The organism is Kitasatospora setae KM-6054 (assembly GCF_000269985.1).
GTDB classification, from domain to species: domain Bacteria; phylum Actinomycetota; class Actinomycetes; order Streptomycetales; family Streptomycetaceae; genus Kitasatospora; species Kitasatospora setae.
This window is the reverse complement of sequence record NC_016109.1, coordinates 7,962,002-7,981,405: the sequence shown is the minus strand read 5'-3', so window position 1 is coordinate 7,981,405 and position 19,404 is coordinate 7,962,002. Positions and strand designations below refer to the sequence as shown.

15 protein-coding genes and 1 pseudogene are annotated in these 19,404 nt (G+C 74.0%); 7 read left to right on the top strand and 9 right to left on the bottom strand.

The annotated features are described in order from the left end of the window. Positions 1–258 precede the first annotated feature (258 nt). From KSE_RS34900 to KSE_RS34875, 7 genes and pseudogenes are all read left to right on the top strand, one after another. Positions 259–1,029 carry a HipA family kinase gene (locus KSE_RS34900; RefSeq protein ID WP_014140105.1) on the top strand — a complete coding sequence of 257 codons (771 nt, stop codon included), beginning with the start codon at positions 259–261 and terminating at the stop codon, positions 1,027–1,029. Then, on the top strand, positions 1,026–1,421 hold the full coding sequence (locus KSE_RS34895; RefSeq protein WP_014140104.1) for a DUF3037 domain-containing protein: 396 nt from the start codon (positions 1,026–1,028) through the stop codon (positions 1,419–1,421). Before KSE_RS34900 ends, KSE_RS34895 begins: the two co-directional genes overlap by 4 nt. Before the next feature lie 118 nt (positions 1,422–1,539). Beyond that, positions 1,540–1,704, top strand: a pseudogene (locus tag KSE_RS46265) (TetR family transcriptional regulator); the annotation flags it as partial. 135 nt (positions 1,705–1,839) lie between these two features. Continuing rightward, positions 1,840–2,283, top strand: coding sequence for a TetR family transcriptional regulator C-terminal domain-containing protein (locus KSE_RS45305; protein ID WP_014140103.1), 444 nt, complete (start codon positions 1,840–1,842; stop codon positions 2,281–2,283). Further along, positions 2,280–3,983, top strand: a complete 1,704-nt coding sequence (locus KSE_RS34885) for an MFS transporter (RefSeq protein ID WP_014140102.1) — start codon at positions 2,280–2,282, stop codon at positions 3,981–3,983. Before KSE_RS45305 ends, KSE_RS34885 begins: the two co-directional genes overlap by 4 nt. A 141-nt stretch (positions 3,984–4,124) precedes the next feature. After that, positions 4,125–4,457, top strand: coding sequence for a DUF6204 family protein (locus KSE_RS34880; RefSeq protein ID WP_014140101.1), 333 nt, complete (start codon positions 4,125–4,127; stop codon positions 4,455–4,457). Positions 4,458–4,536: 79 nt separating this feature from the next. Beyond that, positions 4,537–5,082 (top strand): DUF2087 domain-containing protein, encoded by a 546-nt coding sequence (locus KSE_RS34875; protein ID WP_014140100.1) that lies wholly within the window; start codon positions 4,537–4,539, stop codon positions 5,080–5,082. Positions 5,083–5,178: 96 nt separating this feature from the next. Here the strand turns inward: KSE_RS34875 and KSE_RS34870 are convergent, their stop codons facing one another. The 9 genes from KSE_RS34870 to KSE_RS42485 form a co-directional block, all read right to left on the bottom strand. Beyond that, positions 5,179–6,543 carry an acyltransferase domain-containing protein gene (locus KSE_RS34870; RefSeq protein ID WP_014140099.1) on the bottom strand — a complete coding sequence of 455 codons (1,365 nt, stop codon included), beginning with the start codon at positions 6,541–6,543 and terminating at the stop codon, positions 5,179–5,181. Positions 6,544–6,667: 124 nt separating this feature from the next. Then, complete coding sequence (locus tag KSE_RS34865; RefSeq protein WP_014140098.1) at positions 6,668–7,627, bottom strand: class I SAM-dependent methyltransferase; 960 nt, start codon at positions 7,625–7,627, stop codon at positions 6,668–6,670. Between the two features lie 31 nt (positions 7,628–7,658). Then, positions 7,659–8,075: an aspartate 1-decarboxylase gene (panD, locus tag KSE_RS34860; RefSeq protein WP_033257944.1), complete on the bottom strand. Its 417-nt coding sequence runs from the start codon at positions 8,073–8,075 to the stop codon at positions 7,659–7,661. 14 nt (positions 8,076–8,089) lie between these two features. Next, a complete protein-coding gene (locus tag KSE_RS34855; protein WP_033257899.1) occupies positions 8,090–9,316 on the bottom strand; it encodes a cytochrome P450 in 1,227 nt (408 codons plus the stop codon). Continuing rightward, positions 9,316–10,602 carry a cytochrome P450 family protein gene (locus KSE_RS34850; protein WP_014140095.1) on the bottom strand — a complete coding sequence of 429 codons (1,287 nt, stop codon included), beginning with the start codon at positions 10,600–10,602 and terminating at the stop codon, positions 9,316–9,318. Before KSE_RS34850 ends, KSE_RS34855 begins: the two co-directional genes overlap by 1 nt. A 78-nt stretch (positions 10,603–10,680) precedes the next feature. Beyond that, positions 10,681–13,992 carry an ACP S-malonyltransferase gene (gene fabD / locus KSE_RS34845; RefSeq protein WP_014140094.1) on the bottom strand — a complete coding sequence of 1,104 codons (3,312 nt, stop codon included), beginning with the start codon at positions 13,990–13,992 and terminating at the stop codon, positions 10,681–10,683. 2 nt (positions 13,993–13,994) lie between these two features. Next, the gene (locus KSE_RS34840; RefSeq protein WP_014140093.1) at positions 13,995–14,996 is read right to left on the bottom strand and encodes a methyltransferase; all 1,002 of its coding nucleotides are present in this window, start codon (positions 14,994–14,996) and stop codon (positions 13,995–13,997) included. 38 nt (positions 14,997–15,034) lie between these two features. Continuing rightward, complete coding sequence (locus KSE_RS34835; protein WP_014140092.1) at positions 15,035–18,112, bottom strand: non-ribosomal peptide synthetase; 3,078 nt, start codon at positions 18,110–18,112, stop codon at positions 15,035–15,037. Beyond that, a complete protein-coding gene (locus tag KSE_RS42485; protein ID WP_033257900.1) occupies positions 18,109–18,900 on the bottom strand; it encodes a hypothetical protein in 792 nt (263 codons plus the stop codon). The genes KSE_RS34835 and KSE_RS42485 overlap by 4 nt, the downstream gene beginning before the upstream one ends. Positions 18,901–19,404: the final 504 nt, after the last annotated feature.

The following is a 19,404-nucleotide window of genomic DNA, read 5'->3' as shown; positions in this document are numbered from 1 at the left end:
GTGGCGGCCGCGGCGGCCGGTCCGGCCGCCGGTCCGGCCGCCGCCCCGGCGGGTCCGGCCGCCACCGCCCGCGGGGGCCCGGCCGGGGCCACCCGGAGATCGGCCGGAAACCATCGGCGGGGGCGAGGATCCAGCCACGCCCGCCGGACCGGGGCCGCCGGGCCCGGGTCGGCCACCAGGGGGCGAACTCCCTTGTGGGTGACGAGGATTCAGCCAGCGCCTTGGAGCACACCGCCGCCCCGGGCTAGGGTGCGCAGCATGTTACGGAACGTGAAAGGCACCCAGTACGTGACCGCCCTGCGCGAGGGCGGATCGCTCCCCGGCATCGTCGAGGCCGACAACGACGGCACCTACGTGGTCAAGTTCAGGGGGGCCGGGCAGGGCAGCGCGGCCCTGGTCGCCGAGGTCGTGTGCGGCGAGCTCGGCCGGCGCCTGGGCATCCGGGTCCCCGAACTGGTCCTCCTCGACGTGGACCCCGAACTGGCCCGCCGCGAGGCGGACCAGGAGGTCCAGCAGCTCCTGCTCGCGAGCACCGGCCTGAACCTGGGCATGGACTTCCTGCCCGGCTCGGTGAACTACGACGGCATCACCTGGCAGCCGCCGGCCGAGGAGGCCGCCCGGATCTACTGGCTGGACGCGCTCACCGCCAACGTGGACCGCACCTGGTCCAATCCCAACCTGCTGATCTGGCACCGGAAGCTGTGGGCGATCGACCACGGCGCCGCGCTGATCTTCCAGCACTCGTGGCCGGCCGTGGACGCCTGGGCCCAGCGCAAGTACCCGATGGACTCCCACGTCCTGAGCGAGCCGGTGGCCGAGCTCTCCGACGGGAAGCTCCGGGACCTGGACGCCGAACTGGCCGCCCTGGTGACCCGCGAGACCGTGGAGGAGGTGGTCGGGCTGGTCCCCGACCACTTCCTGCTGGGCATGAACTCCGCGAACGGCCTCGAACCCGACGTGCTGCGGGCGCGCTACTGCGACTACCTGCTGGCCCGTTGCGCCGGCGAGCGCGGCTGGTGGCCGGCATGAGCGCCGGGACGGCCCCGTCCGTCGGGTTCGACTACGCGCTGCTGCACGCCGTCCCCCGCGTCGACCGGGGCGAGCGGATCAACGTCGGCGCGCTGCTGTACTGCAAGGAGGCCGACTACCTGGCCGCCGCGATCCACCTCGACGAGGCGCGGCTGCGCGCCCTCGACCCGGAGGTCGACGTCGCGGCCGTCGCGGGGGCCCTGGAGGCGATCCGCGCGATCTGCACCGGCGACCGGGCCGCCGGCCCCGCCGCCGGCGGCCCGGCCCGGACCCGCTTCGGCTGGCTCACCGCGCCGCGCAGCGCGATCGTCCAGCCCAGCCCGGTGCACGGCGGCATCACCGCCGACCCGGCCGCGGAACTCGACCGGCTGATGCGCCGTTTCGTGCGCTGACCCCGCACCCCGTCCCACCGGCCGCCCTCGGGCTGCCGCCGCCTCCCCCCGGGGGCGGCGGCAGCCCTTCGTCGTTCCGGAATCCATTTCAGATACACCACCGCATTGAGATACAGTCCTGTATCCGACGGCGCATCAGGAGGCGATCACCATCACCAGGCGGCTCACCCGGCAGCAGAGCCGGGAACTCACCCGCGAACAGCTGCTGCGGGCCGCGGCCGAACTCTTCGCCGAGCACGGTGTCAGCGGCACCTCGGTCGAGCAGATCGTCGAGCGCGCCGGCTACACCCGCGGTGCCTTCTACGGGAACTTCGAGGGCAAGCACGAGCTCGTCCTCGCCCTGCTGGAGCAGCGCACCCAGCACGAGCTGGAGGAGATACAGGAGCTCAGCCGGGACGCCGGGTCGTTCGACGACCTGATGGACCACATGCGCTCCTGGTACCGCCGGCGCGACACCACCCTCGGCAGCTGGCTCTCCCTGCGCACCGAGCTCTGGCTCTACGGCCTGCGCGACCCGGAGCTGTTGCCGATGCTCGCCGACCGCGAACGGCGTTCGCGCGCCGCGCTCACCCAGGCGCTGGAACAGGGCTTCGCCGCCCGCTCGGTGGCCCCCCCGGCCCCGGTCGAGTTCCTGGCCCTCGTCGTGCACGCGCTGGGCGACGGACTGTCCATCCAGCGCGTGATCTCCCCCGAGGACAGCGACATCGACACCGTCGCGAACGCCGTCGAACTGCTGATGCGCTCGTGGAGCGCGCTCGCCCGGAACCCCGGGCCCACCGACGAGGCCCCCCGCCCGTCCCCCGGGCGTCCGACCGCCGAAGGCCGGACGCCACCGACCGAGAAGCCGGAGAAGAACCCATGAGCAGCAAGGCCGGGCAGGCGGCGCAGCCGACTGCCGAACCGCCCGTCGCCTCCGACGCCCCCGGGCCGGACCCGAAGCGGTGGCTCGCGCTGGCCGTCCTGCTGGTCGCCACCTTCATGGACCTGTTGGACGTCAACATCGTCACCGTGGCGATCCCGACCGTGCAGAGCGACCTCGGGGCGTCGGCCGTCGTCGTCCAGGCGGTGACCGCCGGCTACACCCTCGCGTTCGCGGCCGTCCTCATCACCGGCGGCCGGCTCGGCGACATCTTCGGCCGCAAGCGGATGTTCATGACCGGCGTCGCCGGGTTCGTGCTCTCCTCCGCCCTGTGCGCGGCCGCGCAGAGCTCCGAGATGCTGGTCGGCGGCCGCATCCTCCAGGGCGTGACCGCCGCGATCATGGTCCCGCAGGTCCTGGCGATCATCCACGTCAGCTTCGACCCGAAGGAGATCGGCCGCGTCGTCGCCCTGTACGCGGGCATGATCGGCCTGGCCATCGTCGCCGCCCCGATCCTCGGCGGCGTCCTGGTCGACTGGAGCCCGTTCGACCTCGGCTGGCGGGCCGTCTTCGTGGTCAACCTGCCGGTCGGCGTGGCCGCCCTGGTCGGGGCCTCGCGGTGGATGCGGGAGTCGAAGTCCCCGCACGCGATGCGGCTGGACCTGATCGGCATGCTGCTCGCGATCGTCGGCCTGCTCCTGCTGATGCTCCCGCTCATGCTCGGCCGCGAGCTCGACTGGCCCGCCTGGAGCATCATCTGCCTCGTCGCCGCCGTGCCGGTCCTGGTGGGCTTCGTCTTCTACGAGCGGTACAAGACCCGCAAGGACGGGTCGCCGCTGGTGATCCTCTCCCTGTTCAAGGTCCGCGCGTTCGGCGCCGGCGTCGCGGCGCAGATGCTCTTCAGCACCGTGCCGGCGGGCTTCTTCCTCAGCTGGACGCTCTACCTCCAGGGCGGTCTGGGCTGGTCGGCGCTGCACACCGGCCTGACCGCGATCCCGTTCTCGCTCGGGGTCCCGATCGTCGGCACCATCGCGGTGCGCACGCTCCACCCCCGGTACGGCCGGCACACCCTGGTCGCGGGCGCCGTGGCGATGATGCTCGGCGTCGGCTCCTACGCCTGGATCGCGAACCGGGCCGGGGACGGCATCACCTCCTGGCACGCCGTCCCCTCCATGCTCCTGCTGGGCTCCGGCATGGGCCTGCTGATGGCCCCGCTGACCGGCCTGATCCTGCGCGAGGTCAAGCCGCAGGAGGCCGGCGCGGCGTCCGGCATCATCAACGCGACCGGTCAGCTCGGCGCGGCCCTCGGTGTGGCGATCATCGGCGGCATCTTCTTCTCCGCGCTGGCGAGCAACGCGGGCCCGCAGGCCGACAAGGTGATCCCGACCGTCCGGGCGGTGGCGCCGGCCCAGGCCGGGGCGATCCGCGCCTGCGCGACCGACTCGCTCGGCCAGGCCGACCTGACCAAGGTGCCCGAGAGCTGCACCACGCTGCTCGCCAGTACCTCGGGCACCAGCCAGGACGCCGGCCCCGGCGCCGACGCCAAGACGATCGGCCACACCCTGGACGAGATCCGGTCCAAGACCTTCATCGCCACCTACAGCACGGCGCTGTACTGGGCGGCCGGCGCCCTGGTGCTGGTCACCGGCCTGCTGTTCCTGCTGCCGCACCGGACGCACCGGCCGGAGAAGCGGCAGGCGTGAGCCTCGGCGACCGAAGGCTGTTCGCCCCCGGCTGCTAGGCTGGCCCGCTGCCCTGTCATCGACTGACATGTGGTCAATTCCCTTGCGCGGGACCGCAGAACGCGGACCGGTGCCCGAACCAGACCCTGGAGAAGCACAGTTATGAGTGGCACGACCTACCAGGTCATCACCCACGGCAAGTTCGCCGAGCTCACGGACGAACAGCGGGCTTCCCTGGTCGCCCAGGCCGGCGACCACGACCTGTTCAAGGCCCGGTTCACCGAGGAGGGCACCGTCACCTACGAGCCGGCCCTGCTCACCTTCACGTTCCGCGTCCTCATCCCGGCGACCGACGACGACACCGAGGAGCTCGTGCTGGGCCAGGCCGAGGAGCTGGCCGCGGCCGCCGTCCAGGGGCTCGGGGGCACCTACCGGGACCTCCGGTCGGTCTCCACCGACCTGTCCAAGATCAAGATCAAGCGCAAGGGCCGCTGACCCCCTGCTGACTCCCGGCCGGGAAGCGGCCCGCGCCGGGCGCACGGGCCGGCACGCTTCGGAAAGGACGCGTTATCCCATGACACCCGAACAACTCGCCATCGACCTGGGCGACCCGGTACTGCGCCGGGTGTTCTCGGCGCTCGCCCTCGGCGCGACGACCTCCTCGGAGATCCTCTCCGCCTCGGGGCTCGCCGCACCGCAGGCCGCCAAGGCCATCGGGCAGCTGGTCCGCAGCGGGCTGCTGGTCCAGGGCCGCGGCTCGCTGGCGCTGGACGAGGCCGGCCTCGCCGAGGCCGCCGGGGCCGCCGCCCGGCGGGTGGCCGAGGAGACGGCGGCCGACCAGCCCGACCCGCAGCTGCGCGGGCACATCCGCGGCGGGATCCTGGTCGACGTCCCGGAGCAGGACGACGCGAGGCTCGCGGTGCTCGGGCACATCGCCCGGAGCACCTTCGCCGTCGGCGACGACTACGACGAGCGCGCGGTGACCGACCAGCTGCGGCCCTGGTGCGAGGGCGGCGCGCTGGACGCCGTCTCGCTGCGGCGCGCCCTCGTCGACGACGGGCTGCTGGCCCGCGAGTCCAACCGCTACCGGCTCGCCGCCCCCGTGGGCAGCACCGGCTGAGGACCGGCGGAAGGCCCCGCCCCGGAACGCGGGGCCTTCCGCCCCCCTTGCCTTCCTCGCGGGCCGGTCGACGGGCCCGGCCCGCTCAGACCCCGCTCAGACGCCGGTCGGCACCGGTCGCGGCCGGCGCACCGCGTCCACCACGGCCGCCTGGTACGGCGTCAGCGCCGGTGCGGCCCCGGCGGGCGGGGACAGCGCCGCCCAGTCCGGCCGGAACCCGCACTGGTGGAGCGCGCCGAGCGAGTCGAGCAGCGAGCGGCGCTCGGCGCGCCGACGGCCGGAGGGCAGCAGCCGGGCGGCCCGCTCCCCGTGCTCCAGCGTCTGCCGGATCGGGCTGAGCAGCACCGGGTGCGCGCTGACCTCGACGAACACCTCGTGGCCCGCCGCGTGCAGCCCCTCCACCGCGGCGGCGAGCCGGACCGGCTCCCGCAGGTTGCGCATCCAGTAGCCGGCGCCGAGTTCGGTGCCGGGCACCGGCTCGGCCGTGACCGTCGAGTACATCGGCACCCGTGTCGGCCCCGGCCGCAGCGAACGCAGCGCGACCCTCAGGTCGTCCCGCAACTCGTCCACGTAGTGGCTGTGCGAGGCCACCGTGCCCTTGATCACCCGGCAGTAGACGTCCCGCCGCTCCAACTCCTCGACCAGCGCGGCGAGCGACTCCGCGTCACCGGCCAGCACCGTCGAACGGGGGCTGTTCTCCCCGGCGACGCTGATCCGGCCCCCGCTGGCCGCAGCCACCGCGTGGGCCTCCGCGGGCGGCAGCTCGGTGGTCGCCAGCGCCCCCTTGCCGACGATCCGGCGCAGCAGGCCGCTGCGCCGGCAGGCGATCATCAGGGCGTCCCGCCGGGACAGCGCGCCGGCGGTGTGCGCGGCGGCGATCTCCCCCATGCTGTGGCCGACCACCGCGTCCGGCGTCACGCCCCAGCTGCGCCAGAGCGCCACCAGGGCGATCTGCAGGGACACCATGGTCGGCTGCAGGACCTCGATCTCCCCCAGCCCGGACTCCTGGCCGTCCAGGCCGAGCTGCTCCACGACGGAGAAGCCGGCGAACTCCCGGACCTCCCGGTCGCAGTGGTGCAGGGCCGCGCGGAACACCGGTTCGGTGGCGAGCAGTTCGCGCCCCATCCCGTACCACTGGGCGCCCTGGCCGGCGAAGACGAACACCAGCCCGGAGGGCCGGTCGGGGGCGGGCGCCGGGAGGCTCCCGCCGCCCGGCGCCGTACCCGGCTCCGCGCCCGGCCCGCCGAGCAGCTCGGCGAGCTGCCCGGCGAGCTCCTCGTACGACTCGACCGCGAAGGCGAGCCGGTACGGGCCGGGCGCGGAGCCGGGCGCGGCGTCCCGGCAGTAGTGGGCCAGCGGCGGCAGGTCGTGCCCGTCCAGGACCCGGGCCCGATGCGCGGACAGCACCGCCCGGAGCCGGTCCTCGGTGTCGGCGGCGACGGCGAACAGCCGTGCGTTCATGTCTCCCCCTCTCGATCCCTCTCCCGGTGCCTCTCCCGGTGGCTTTCCCGGGCCCTGTCCCGGGCCCTGTCCCGGGTCCGGGTCCGGTGGCGGGGCGCCGGGGCCGGCGCCCCGCCGGACGGGGTCACCGGCGGACGGCGATCTGGTGGCGGTAGCTCTCCATCGGCAGGCCGCTCATCCACGGCACCACGCCGATCCGGCTGAGCGCCCGGATCGTGGAGTTCGGCCGGTAGCCGGCGAACATGCCGCCGAACATCAGGATCTGGCTGTGCGCCACGATCTGGCGCATCAGCGGGTTGAGCCGCTGGCGTTCCAGCTTCTTGCGGAAGTGGCTGCCCGGCGCCATCCGCCGCCGGACCGCCGCGCGGACCTCGGCGGAGATGTCGTGGTCGGTGGTCCACTCCAGCCCGTCGATCTCCGCGGCGGTCTTGCGCATGGCGGCGTACCGCTGGCGGGTGAACACGTCGATGTGGCTGAGGTGGCCGCCCGGGCGCAGCACCCGCTCGACCTCGCGCAGGAACCTGCCGAGGTCGGGGTAGGTGTGCGAGCTCTCGATGTTGACGAGCACGTCCACCGAGGCGTCCTCGAAGGGGAGTTCCTCGGCGTCGCCGTGGACGAACCGCAGGCTGTCCCCCCGGGCGAGGGTGGCGTTGGCCCGGGTGATGGCCACGGGCGACAGGTCGAGGCCGGTCATCCGGGCCCCGGGGACGATCCTGGAGAGGAAGTCCAGTCCTCCCCCGATGCCGCAGCCGACCTCCAGGACGTCCCGGCCGGCGAGGCCGTCGAGCCCGACCGGGAGGTCGCGCAGGGCGAGGAAGTACAGCTGCTGGCTGAAGCCGTCGGTCCACGGCTCGCCGAACCCGGGCAACAGGGCCCGGATCTCCTCGGCGATCCCGGCGTCGTACATGCCCCAGTTCCACAGGTCGCCCCCGCCGGAGAGGGTGGCGGCCATGTCGTAGATGGTGGCGCTGGCCTTCTTCATCCCCGCGGCCTTCCCGCCCTGGCGGGGTGTGCTGGACTCGTCGAGGTTGATGTCCGCGAGGCCGCTGGTGAAGGCGGTCATGATCTCGGGTGTGGCTGTCATGTGCGTTCTCCGGGAGCCGGGTCGGGGGCGCTCACGCGCTGACGGTGTCGCCGCGGACCAGGCCGAAGCCCTCGGGCACGTCGGCCGGGTCGGTGCCGGTCGCGAGGGGCCGGTTGTCCGCGTCGACGAACACGATGCTGGGTTCGTACGAGCGGGCGTGCTCCTCGGCCATCGAGGCGTAGGCGATGATGATGACCGTGTCACCGGGGCTGATGAGCCGGGCGGCGGCGCCGTTGATGCCGATGATCCCGCTGTCCGCCTCGCCCTCGATGACGTAGGTGCTCAGGCGGGCGCCGTTGTCGACGTCGACGACGTCGACCTTCTCGCCGGGCCAGAGGTCGGCGGCCTTCATCAGGGTGGCGTCGATGGTGATCGAGCCGACGTAGTGCAGGTCCGCCTGGCGCACCGTCGCCCGGTGGATCTTGGACTTGAGCATCTCGCGGTACAGCATGGTCTCCCCGTTCACCAGGTCACCGGCAGCTCGTGGACGCCGTAGATGATCATCTCGGCGCGGGTGCGGACCTGCTCGGCCGGGACGGCGAGGCGCAGCTCCGGCAGCCGGGCGGCCAGCCGTTCGAAGGCGATCCGCAGCTCCAGCCGGGCGAACTGCTGCCCGACGCACTGGTGGATGCCGTAGCCGAAGGCCAGGTGCGGCACCGGCTCCCGGGTGATGTCCAGCCGGTCCGGGTCGGCGCAGAGCGCGGGATCGCGGTTGGCCGCGGCGAGCGACATCGAGACCGCGTCGCCGGCCGCCATCCGGTGCCCGTCGAACTCCAGGTCCTCGCCGGCCGCGCGGATCGCGCCCCCGTGGACGACGGTCAGGTAGCGCAGCAGCTCCTCGACGGCCTTGGGGGCCAGCCCCTCCGGGTCGGCGGCCAGCGCGGCGTACTGCTGCGGGTGTTCGAGCAGCGCGAAGGTCCCCAGGCCGATCATGTTGAGGCTGGTGTCGTAGCCGGCGACCAGCAGCACGCTGCCGATCGTGGCGAGTTCCTCGTCGCTGAGGTCGCCCCCGGCGGCGAGCGTGCCGAGCATGTCGTCGGCGGGCTCGGCGCGCTTCGTCCGGACCAGCCGGGCCAGCACGGCGCCGATGTTCTGCCAGCCCGAGATCGCCTCCTCGGCGCTGGAGTGCACGGTGAACAGCGCCTGGACGGCCTTGCCGAACTCCTCGCGCTGGTCGGTCGGCACCCCGAGCAGCTCGCAGATCGCGGCGACGGCCACCGGCTCGGCGAACGCCTCGACCAGGTCGACCGGCCCCTCGTGGGCGAGCATCGCGTCGAGGTGGCGGTCCACCAGCTCGGTCATCCACGGTTCCAGGGTCCGGGTGCGGCGGGCCGAGAACCAGGAGGCGACCTGGCGCCGGTAGCGGGTGTGCTCCGGCGGGTCCATCGCGGTGAACATCCCCGGCGGGATCGCCATCCCGGAGGAGGCCATCGGCAGCGGGATGGGCGAGCGGAGGATCTCCCCGCGCGAGCTCATCCGGCGCTCCGTCAGCAGGCGGCGGACCTCGTCGTAGCCGGTGACCAGCCAGCCGGTGTGCCCGTCCGGGAACACCATCCGGGCGACCGGGTGCTCCGCGCGCAGCTCCGCGAGCCCCACGGCCGGGTCGAAGGGACAGCCGCCCCGGCGCATCGGGTGGCCGTCGACGGTGGGGACGGGGGTGGGGGTGGGGGTGGGGGTGGCGTCGCTCATCACTTCTCTTCCTCCGGTGACAGCAGCACCGGGAACCGTTGCATGGCGAGCAGGTAGCGCGGCGCGATCTCCGCCGGGTCGACGGCCGGCCGCAGGTCGGGGAACCGGTCGAACAGGCTGGTCAGGGCTATCTCACCCTCGATGAGGGCGAGGCTGCCCCCCAGGCAGTAGTGGGCGCCGCGGCCGAAGCCGAGGTGCGGGTTGTGCTCGCGGGTGAGGTCCAGGCGCTCCGGGTGCTCGAACTCCGCCGGGTCGCGGTTGGCGGCCGCCAGCACCACCTGGACGGCCTCGCCCGGCCGCACCGTCACTCCGCCGATCTCGACCGGCTCGGTGGCGAAGCGCCGGAAGGTGTGCTTCACCGGCGCGGTGTGGCGCACCAGTTCGGCCACCGCGCGGTCGCCGATCCCGGGGTTCTCCTTGAACAGCCGCAGCTGGTCGGGGTGCTGGAGCAGGGCGAGGGCGCCGAGCGCGATGAGGTTGCGGACCGTCTCGTGGCCGGCCTGCACCAGGACCATGGCCAGGGCCACCAGCTCGTCGTCGTTCAGCCGCTCGCTGTCGTCCTCCTGCGCCTCGACGAGCTCGGAGATCAGGTCGTCCCTGGGCGCGGCCCGGCGGGCGTCGATCAGCTTGCGGGTCACGCCGGCCATGCCGCGCACGGCCGGGGCGAACTGCTCGGGGTCGGGCCGCAGGGCCTGGGCCAGCGTCTCGCTCCACTCGCGCCACTGCTCGCGGTACTCCTCGTCCACGCCGAGCAGTTCGCAGATCACGATGATGGCCAGCGGGTGGGCGTAGTGCGCGATCAGGTCGGGCTCGGGCTCGGCCGCCAGGCCGTCCAGCAGGCGCTCGGCCACCCGGGCGATCGCCGGGGAGAGCGCCTGCATCCGGCGCGCGGACAGCGCCCGGGTGACGAGCCGGCGCACCCGCATGTGGTCGGCGCCGTCCATGGTCAGCAGGGTCGAGTCGAACATGTCGACGATGTCCTCGGGGACGCCCCGGCTGAGCATGCTCTGCCGGTGGGAGTCGCCCGGCGGGCGGCTGCGCAGGGTCGGCTCGCCCAGGACCTTCCTGACGTCCTGGTAGCCGGTGGCCACCCAGATGTCGCTGCCGTCGGCGAACTTGCCGCGGCAGACCGGGCGGGGGCCGGAGAGCCAGCGTTCGCCCGCCGCGGGGTCGGTGATGAACGCCGGGTCGGACAGGTCGAACTCGCTGGCGAACGGGTCCGGTCCGCTGGTTGCGGCGGGTCCGTCGGCGTCGTGCGGGTGCTCGGGCACGGCGGTGTCGGTCATGGGGTCAGCTCGCTCCTCGTTCGGCGTCTCGATCGGGCCGGGTCAGGCGGCCGGGTCGGCACGGTGGATCGCGGCGGGTCAGGCGGCAGCGGTGGCAGCGGTGGCGGTGGCGGCGCCGACGGCGGCGGCCTCGGTCATCAGGCGGTCGGCCAGTTCGTCGGCGTGGCGCTCCCGCCAGTCGCGCAGCGGGGTGTGCTCCAGCCAGCGGTTGCAGGCGCCCAGCGCCGGGCCGCAGGGGATCTGGTAGTCGGCGACCCGGTCCGGGGTGCCCTCGATGGCCCAGGCACTGGCCTGCGCGCAGTACCAGCGGAAGACCAGCGCCATCCGCCGCTTGGGGTCGGTGCCGGGTCCGGCGGGGTGGCCGAGCCGCGCGTACACCTCGTCGAACGGGGCGCCGAGGTAGTCGCGTTCCACCTTGGCGCGCACCGCGCCGGGCACGGCGTCCCAGGAGTCGTGGTTGCGCCACAGGTCGTAGAGCTTGGCCGCCCTGGCGTGGAACAGCACGCCCCGGCGGAACACCCGGGCCCGGCCGCCGAGTTCGAACAGGCCGCCGTACGGCGCGAACGCCGTGTCGTGCACGTCGGCCTGCTGCAGCAGGTCCTTGGCGGCCGGGCTGATGCCGCTCTCGGCCGTGCACAGGTTGACCGAGCCGGTGAGGACGAAGTCGGCGCCCAGGACGAAGGCCGCGGCCGCCGACTCCGGTGCGCCGATGCCGCCGCCGGCGCCGATCCGCACGGCCCGGGCGACTCCCCCGAGCTCCGAGCGCAGTCGGCGCAGCGAGGGCAGCAGCGCCCACAGCGCCGCCAGGTCCGAGTGGTCGCCGGCGTCGCCGACCGCGCAGACGTCGTCCGCCAGCGCGACGCGCTCGCCGACCGCCGCCTCCTCGGCGGTGAGCAGCCCCTCCGCCACCAGCTGCCGGGCGAGCGCGGCGGGCGGCGGCGAGAGGAACAGGCGCGCCGTGTCCGGGCGGGTCACCTTGGCCAGCAGCCTGCGGGGCACGTGGACGGTGCCGTCCGGCCGCGACCGGGCCCCGGTGAGGCGGTGCCGCACCAGCGCGGGCGTCACCTCCACGTGCGTGGCGGCCTCCACGAACCGGACGTCGTGCCGGATCAGCAGGTCGACCAGCTCGTCCTCCGCTCCCGGGTCGAACGGGTCGTGGGTGACGTTGACGCCGAACGGCGCGCCGGCCGGGGCGAGGTCCCGGATCCGGGCCACGGCCGCGCCCACCTCGGCCGCGGGGAGCCCGGCGGCGCCGAAGAAGGAGAGCAGACCGGCCCGCGCCATCCGGGCGACCAGGTCGACCGAGCCGATGCCGAGGCGCATCCCGCCCGCGGCGTAGGCGAGGCGGACCCCGTAGTCGCGGCGGAAGGCCGCCGACCCCAGCTCACCGGGGCCCCGGGCGGCCCGCGCCGCCACGGCCGGGACCTCCGCGATCGGGGCCTCCCTGCTCGGGACCTCCCCGGCCGGGAGCTCCGCGGCCGGCAGCGGGGCGGCCTCGTTCCGGATCCGGTCGATCAGCTTGGTCAGCACCTGCCCGGGGCCGATTTCCCGCACCCGGAAGTCGCCCAGCGCCATGAGCAGCCGGACGCTGTCCGTCCAGCGGACCGGCGAGACGATCTGCCGGCGGAGCGTGGCGGCCACCTCGCCCGCCCGGTAGGGCCTGGCCTCGACGTTGCCGATCACCGGGATCTTGGGGGCGGCGAAGGGGGTGGCGTCCAGCAGCCGTCCGAACTCCTCGGCGGCCCGCGCCATGTAGCGGCTGTGGAACGGCGCGCTGACGTTGAGCGGTGCGCAGCGGGCGCCCGCCTCCTTGAGCAGCGGCAGCGCCCGGTCGACCGCCTCGACCGGGCCGGCGATCACCGTCTGGGTGGGCGCGTTGTCGTTGGCGAGGTCGAGCTCGTCGAGGGCGTGGTCCCGGAGCACCTGCCGGACGAGCCCGGCGTCCACGCCGGAGACCGCGGCCATCGTGCCGCCGGTGACCTCGCCCATCAGCCGGCCGCGCTCGGCGACCAGCCGCAGTCCGGTCTCGAAGTCGTACACCCCGGCGGCGAACAGCGCGACGAACTCCCCGAGGCTGTGGCCGAGGACGTAGTCGGGCAGCCGGCCGCCCTCCTGGACGGCCGCCAGCCAGCCGAGCGCGTTGACGACGTACAGCGCGGGCTGGGTGTACCGGGTGTCGCGCAGGTTGCGGCCCGGGTCCTCCAGGCACAGTTCGCGGACGGAGTAGCCGAGCACGGCGTCGGCCCTGGCCACCAGCTCGGGGTAGCGGTCGAACAGCTCCCGGCCCATGCCCTTGGCCTGCGCGCCCTGTCCGGGGAAGACCCAGACCTCGAGCGTCCCCGGGCCGGCGTCGGGCGGCCCGGTGTCGACGGCGGGTCGGGCGGGCACGGCCGTCGGAGCGGTCACGGGTGTCACCTCGGTTCGTCGGGCGGGGGTGGCGAGGGCGGGGCGCGCGTCGAGCACGGCCCGGTGGAGCACCTCCTCGCGGGCGTACGGGGACAGCAGCGGCATGACCCGGGACGAGCTGCCCTTCGGCAGGGCCGCGCGCACCAGGTTGGCCATCGACCCGGACGGGCCGAGGTCCAGGAAGAGCAGGTCGTCCCGGGCCAGCAGCGGGCCGAGCGCCTTGGTCAGGTCGAACGGGTCGCGCAGCACCCGCCACAGGTGGTTCGGGTCGATGATCCGCACGGCCGCCCCGGTGGTTCCGGAGATCAGCGGTGTCGTCGCGGGCCTGGTGGTCAGCGAGCCGACCAGGTCCTTGAAGGCGCCCTCCATCGGGTCGATCAGCGGCGAGTGGAAGGGGTAGAGCACGGGCAGCCGCTGGCAGAGCGTGCCGGCGGCCTGGAGGTGGCGCTCGATCCGGTCCAGTTCCGCGGCCGTCGAGGCGAGGACGAAGTTCTCCGGCGAGTTCACCGCGGCCACGTGCGCGCGGGCGAGGACGGGGTCCCGCCGGGCGAGGCCGACGTCGGCGAGCACCGCGAGCATGCCGCCGCGGGGGCACTCCGCCTCGAAGAGCTCCACCTGCCGCAGCAGGGAGGCCAGGCACTCCTCGGGGTCGACCATGCCGGCCACCGCGGCGGCCGCGACCTCGCCCAGGCTGGCGCCGAGCACCGCCGCCGGCTCGAAGCCGTGCGAACGCAGCATCCGCGCCAGGGCGTACTCGACCATGAAGATGGCCGGCTGGGTCAGCGACAGCCGTGTCATCGGCCGCTCGGGGCCGTGGCCGCCGCCGTGGATGGCGGCGACCACGGAGTCGCCCCGGAGGTCGCGGACGACGGCGTCCAGGGAGTCGAGGGTCTCCCGGAACACGGCGTCGGCCCCGTGGAGCCACTTGCCCATGCCGTGGTACTGGGAGCCCTGGCCCGCGAACAGGAAGACCGGTGTGAGCATGGTCAGGCGGCCCGCAGGGCGGCTTCGAGGACCTTGTGGCCGGTGGGCAGCTGGGTCACCGACGCGACGGTGAAGCCGCCCTCCTCCAGGGCCCGGCGCATCGCCGGCTCGTCCAGGCCGAGGGTGCCCTCGTCGCACGCCACCGCCTGGAACATCGCGCGCCAGCCGTCGATGTCGTTCTCCACCAGCGGCTCCAGCACGAGCAGCCGGGCGTCGGCCGGGCTCTCGGCCATCGCGGTGGCGACGGTCCGCAGGATGCGCACGCAGTTGTCGTACGTCCAGTCGTGCAGCACGTTCTTCAGCAGGTAGCGGTCGGCCCCGGCGGGGACGGACGCGAAGAAGTCGCTCGGCACGTAGCTGATCCGGTCGAGCACCTCCTGGTCGCGGACCCGGCCGAGGGCGGCCGTGCCGCGGGCGCAGACGCTGGCCCGGTCGGCGACGACGCCCTTGAGCCCGGGGTGGGCGCCGAGGATGCCCGGGAGCAGGCCGCCGCTGCCGCCGCCGACGTCGACGACGGTCGCGGCACCGCTGAAGTCGTGCTGCTGGACCAGGCAGTGGGCGACCGGCGCGGCCAGGTCGATCATGCCCTGGTCGAACAGTTCGGCGGTCTCCGGGTGGGTCTCCAGGTAGGCGTACAGCGACTCCCCGAACACCTCCTGGAATCCGGAGCGGCCGGTCTTGACGGTGTGCATCAGGCCGGCGAAGGCGTCGTCGTACAGCTCGGCCGAGAGGATCGCGAAGTGGCGCTGGGTGAACGGGTGGTCGGCCCGGAGCGGCGCGTAGGCCTCGGCGAGCCGGAACGCGTCGCCGTCCCGCTCCAGGATGCCCGGGACGGTGAGCATCTGCAGCAGCCGGTACAGCACGTCGGGGTCGGTCTCGGTGCGCTTGGCCAGTTCGGCGGCGGTCATCGACCCGTCGCCGAGAACGTCCGCGATCTCCAGCCGGGCGGCGACGGCCAGCGCGCGGGCGAACCAGCCGCTGACGGCCAGCTTGAGGATCTCCATGGGGTGTGGCTCCTTCGGGGTCCGGTCGGGGGGTCCGGTCAGGCGGTCCGGCGCAGCCGGTCGACCAGCGCGGCGGGGGTCGGGTTCTCGAACATGTCGGTGAGGGCGAGCCGGACGCCGGTGAGGTCCCGGATCCGCTGGGCGAGCACGACCGCCAGCAGCGAGTGCCCGCCGCTGGCGAAGAAGTTCGCCCCGGGGTGGAGGTCCCGGCGTTCCAGCAGTTCGGCGAAGAGCGCGGTGATCGTCGCGGTCAGCTCGTCGTCGGTGGCCGCGGCGGGGCCGGCGGCGGCCGGGGCCCGGTCCTTCGCCGCGAGGTCGGTGAGGGCCAGGTAGTCGACCTTGTCGCTGCCGGTGCGCGGGAAGGCGTCCACCGCGACGAACCGGTGCGGTATCACCGAGCGGGGCAGCGACTTGTGCGCGTGGTCCCAGAGTTCGTCGACGGCCTCGGGCCGGCCGGGCACCCGGACGAACGCCGCCAGCGAACCGTCCGCCCCGGGGTCGCCGACGACGACCACGGCCGCCGCCTCGACGTCGGGGTGTCCGGCCAGCACGGCCTCCACCTCGGCCAGTTCCACCCGGTTGCCGCGCAGCTTGACCTGGCGGTCGGTCCGGCCGTACAGGTCGATCCGGCCGTCCGGGCGCCAGCGGCCGATGTCCCCGGAGCGGTGGAAGCGGCCGTACTCGGCGTTCTCGCCGAAGCGCTCGGCGGTCAGCTCGGGCCGCCGGTGGTAGCCCTCCGCGACGCCGATCCCGGCCACGCAGAGCTCGCCGCGCAGGCCGATCGGCAGCGGGCGGCCGTACGGGTCGGCGATGAAGATCCGGGTGTTGGCGACGGGCGCGCCGACGTCCACCCGGCCGGTGCGGGGGGCGGTCATCCGGCCGGCCGTCGCCCAGATCGTGCTCTCGGTCGGGCCGTAGACGTTCCAGAGGTCGGCCCCGGCCGCGAGCAGCGTGTCGGCCAGCTCGGCGGGCAGCGGCTCGCCGCCGCTCAGGACGGTCCGGCCGGCCGTCAGCTCGGCGTCCTCGCGGACGACCAGCCGCCAGGTGGTCGGGGTGGCCTGGAGGAAGCCGATGTCGTGGGCGGTGACGGCCGCCGCGAGCAGGGCGCCGTCGGTGCGCGCCTCGTCGGGGAGCACCACCGTGTGGCCGCCGTGCAGCAGCGGCATCATCAGTTCCAGCGAGGACGTGTCGAAGCTGTACGTGCTCAGCCAGCCGGTCGGCCGGGGGGACCCGGCCACGCCGAACCGCTCGGCGTAGTCGACGACGTGGTTGACCAGGCTGCGGTGCGGGATCGGGATGCCCTTGGGGCGGCCGGTCGAGCCCGAGGTGTAGATCAGGTAGGCCAGGTCGTCGGGCCCGGCGGTCACGGCGGCCGGGTCGACCGGCACCTCGGGGGCCGTGGCGCAGTCGGGCGCGGCCACCGGGCGGGGGCCGGGCGGCGGCGTGGTCCCCGCGCCGACGATCACGGTGCGGGCGCCCGCGTCGTCGAGCTGGTGGGCCAGCCGCTCCTCGGGGTGGTTCGGGTCGAGCGGCAGGTAGGCCGCGCCCGCGAGCCAGGTGCCGAAGACCGCGGCCGCGAGGGCCGCGCCGCGCGGCAGCAGCAGGGCGACGACGTCACCGCGCCGCACGCCGGCCCCGGTCAGCCGGGCGGCCGTGTCGACGGCGGCCGACCACAGCGCGCCGTACGTCACCACGCTGTCGCCGTCCCGGACGGCCGGCGCCTGCGGCTCGGCGGCGGCGCGCCGGGCGAAGCCCGCGAGCACCGACGGCGGTTCGACGGCGCGGTCGGTCGCGTTGGCGGCGTCGATGACCGCGCGGTCCCGCTCCGACCAGGTCGGCAGCGAGGCGATCGGCGCGTCCGGTGCGGCGCCTACCGCGACCAGCAGGGCGTCGTAGCGGCTGACCATCAGTTCGACGTCGGACCGGTCCAGCGCGCCGGTGTAGAACGCCGCGCGCACGGTGGCCTTGTCCTTGCTGGAGGAGACGAAGAACTCCAGGTCGAACTGGCTGAAGCCGTTCTCCACGACGACGAGTTCGGCGTCGGCCCCGGCGACCGTGAAGGCGCGCTGGTCCTCGACGTAGGGGACGTAGTTGAAGACGTGCTTGAACAGCACGTTGCGCCAGCCGGAGCCGTCCCGTTGGACGACGTCGAGCAGGTCGTCGGCGGACACGTCCTGGTGGGCCATCGCCTCCAGGAAGGTGCGGCGGGCTAGCGCCGCGAGGTCCCGGAAGCTCGCCTCCCGGTCGAGCGTCAGACGCAGCGTGACCAGGTTGCTGTGGTAGCCGACCGCGTCCGCCGCCTCCCGGGTGCGGGAGTTCACCGGCGAACCGACGGTCAGGTCCGGGCCGGCTCCGTGGGCGGCGAGCAGGACCGCGTAGGCGGTGAGCAGGACCACCGACTCCGGGGCCCGCAACTCCCGCTGGAGGCGGCGCACCACCCCGAGGGCCTCGGGGGACAGCACGTGGGTCACCTCGTCGCCCCGCAGTGTGGTGACCGGCTGCTGCTCGGCGCGCTCGCACCACAGCTCCAGCCCGGAGGAACGGAATCCGGCCATGGTCTCGGCCCAGTACCGGCGGCTCTCCTCGGACGGACCCGGCTCGTGCCAGGCGGGCACCTCGACCGGCGCGGGGGCCCCGCCGGCGAGCACCGCCTCGTAGAGCGTGACGAACTCGGCGCGCAGGATCGCCGTGGACTGGACGTCCGAGACGGCGTGGTGGAGGGCCAGGCAGTACACGTCGTGATCCGGTCCGTGCAGCAGCAGGGCCCGCACCAGCGGGCTGCCGTCGGCGCGGAAGGGGCGGGCGACGAAGGCGGTCAGGGCGGCGCGTTCCCCCTCCTCGCCGAGGTCGGCCTCCTCCAGGTGCACGGCCTGCGCGGCCGGGACGGATCTGGTGAGCTCGGCGTCCGCGCGGTGGAAGACCGTCCGCAGCACCTCGAAGCGCTCCAGCAGGAGCGCGGTGGCCTGCGCGGCGGCGGCGGCGTCGAGGCGGCCGCGCACCCGCAGGCCCAGCGACAGGTTGTTGGCACCGCTGTCCGGGACCAGCTCGTCGAGCAGCCACAGGGCGGTCTCCTTGCGGGACGCGCGAACGGCCCCGACCGGAACGCCGGGGCTCACGCTCCCCCCTCCGGCCGGGCGGCGAGCAGGCCGGCCACGGTCTCGGCCACGGCGGGGGTGCGCAGCAGGTCGCGGTGCTCGACCTCGAAGCGGTGCTCGTCCGCGATGACGATGGGCGCCACCCCCGGCGTGGTGCGCATCCGGTTCAGGCCGCTGCGCTCGCTCCCGGAGGTGACCACCGTGGCGCGCGCCCAGCCCGGCCGCGGGTCGAGGCCGGAGGCGGCGCACAGGTAGGCCATGAACGAGCCGACCATGGCGACCAGTTCGTCGGCGTAGTCCTCGGCCAGCCCCGCCCGGAGCAGGGCTCCCCGGCCGATCGGCGTGAACACCGCGTACAGCTCGGCCGCGAACTCGGTCGGCTCGATGCCCGGCTTGGCGGCGAGCAGTTCGGCCGTCCCGGCCAGCTCGGCGATCTCCGCCTCGGTCAGGATCGCCGTCATGTTGCCGACCACCCGCCCGAACTGCAGGTGGGCGGTGGGCACGTCGACCAGCTCGGGATCGAACACGATCACCGCCGGGGCGACGGCCTGGCGCTCGGCGAGCTTCTCGGCCAGGGCGCCCGCGAACACGGATCCCGCGCAGTAGCCCATGACCGCCCGGACCACCCGGCCGGACGCCTCGATCTCGGAGAGCCAGGCCGCCAGGTACTCCTCGGGCGGGGCACCCGTCTCGGGGGCGCGGACCGGCGCGACCGTCTGCCAGAGCGAGAAGTCGGGATTCAGGTGGGGCAGCAGTTCCGCGAACCCGCCCTCGTTGCGGCCGGTCACCGGGAAATCGGCGGCGAGCACGATACCGGCGTCACTTCCGGCGTCAAAAACGACGTTCCACACGGCAGGATTGGGCATATCGCTCCCCCGGTCGTCAATGATGGGTGCCATGTAACATCACGGGCCGACAGGGCCCGGAAGGCCCGCCAACCCCGGATATTAGATGACCCCGTTCGATCTGTCCACATCAATTGATCAATGCCAATCGCACTCAAACACAATGCGCATCGTGTGGATTCGGGCCACGGGGGAGGCGTTTCGGCCATGCGCGGCAAGATCACCATTACCCGACCCTCCGGCCCGCCAAACATTTGTCCGACGAGAAAAACTCATTAATCCCCGGGAAATTGGCGGAAATCTTGCGGCCCGCCCCCCGCACCATCCCGACGACCCCGCACGGAGCCGTCTCGCGCCCCCCGGAGACTGTCCGAAAGTCTTCGCGCCGGCTCCCGGAAGCACCCACTGGGTCACGCAGTTGACGTACAGTCACACCGATCTGGAGACCCGTCGCCCAGGCACCGCCCG

What these genes read in the sequence shown, in the direction of transcription:
- KSE_RS34900 (WP_014140105.1), top strand. Translation starts at nt 259, where the DNA reads ATGTTACGGAACGTGAAAGGCACCCAGTACGTGACCGCCCTGCGCGAG.
- KSE_RS34895 (WP_014140104.1), top strand. Translation starts at nt 1,026, where the DNA reads ATGAGCGCCGGGACGGCCCCGTCCGTCGGGTTCGACTACGCGCTGCTG.
- KSE_RS45305 (WP_014140103.1), top strand. Translation starts at nt 1,840, where the DNA reads ATGGACCACATGCGCTCCTGGTACCGCCGGCGCGACACCACCCTCGGC.
- KSE_RS34885 (WP_014140102.1), top strand. Translation starts at nt 2,280, where the DNA reads ATGAGCAGCAAGGCCGGGCAGGCGGCGCAGCCGACTGCCGAACCGCCC.
- KSE_RS34880 (WP_014140101.1), top strand. Translation starts at nt 4,125, where the DNA reads ATGAGTGGCACGACCTACCAGGTCATCACCCACGGCAAGTTCGCCGAG.
- KSE_RS34875 (WP_014140100.1), top strand. Translation starts at nt 4,537, where the DNA reads ATGACACCCGAACAACTCGCCATCGACCTGGGCGACCCGGTACTGCGC.
- KSE_RS34870 (WP_014140099.1), bottom strand. Translation starts at nt 6,543, where the DNA reads ATGAACGCACGGCTGTTCGCCGTCGCCGCCGACACCGAGGACCGGCTC.
- KSE_RS34865 (WP_014140098.1), bottom strand. Translation starts at nt 7,627, where the DNA reads ATGACAGCCACACCCGAGATCATGACCGCCTTCACCAGCGGCCTCGCG.
- KSE_RS34855 (WP_033257899.1), bottom strand. Translation starts at nt 9,316, where the DNA reads ATGAGCGACGCCACCCCCACCCCCACCCCCACCCCCGTCCCCACCGTC.
- KSE_RS34850 (WP_014140095.1), bottom strand. Translation starts at nt 10,602, where the DNA reads ATGACCGACACCGCCGTGCCCGAGCACCCGCACGACGCCGACGGACCC.
- fabD (WP_014140094.1), bottom strand. Translation starts at nt 13,992, where the DNA reads ATGCTCACACCGGTCTTCCTGTTCGCGGGCCAGGGCTCCCAGTACCAC.
- KSE_RS34840 (WP_014140093.1), bottom strand. Translation starts at nt 14,996, where the DNA reads ATGGAGATCCTCAAGCTGGCCGTCAGCGGCTGGTTCGCCCGCGCGCTG.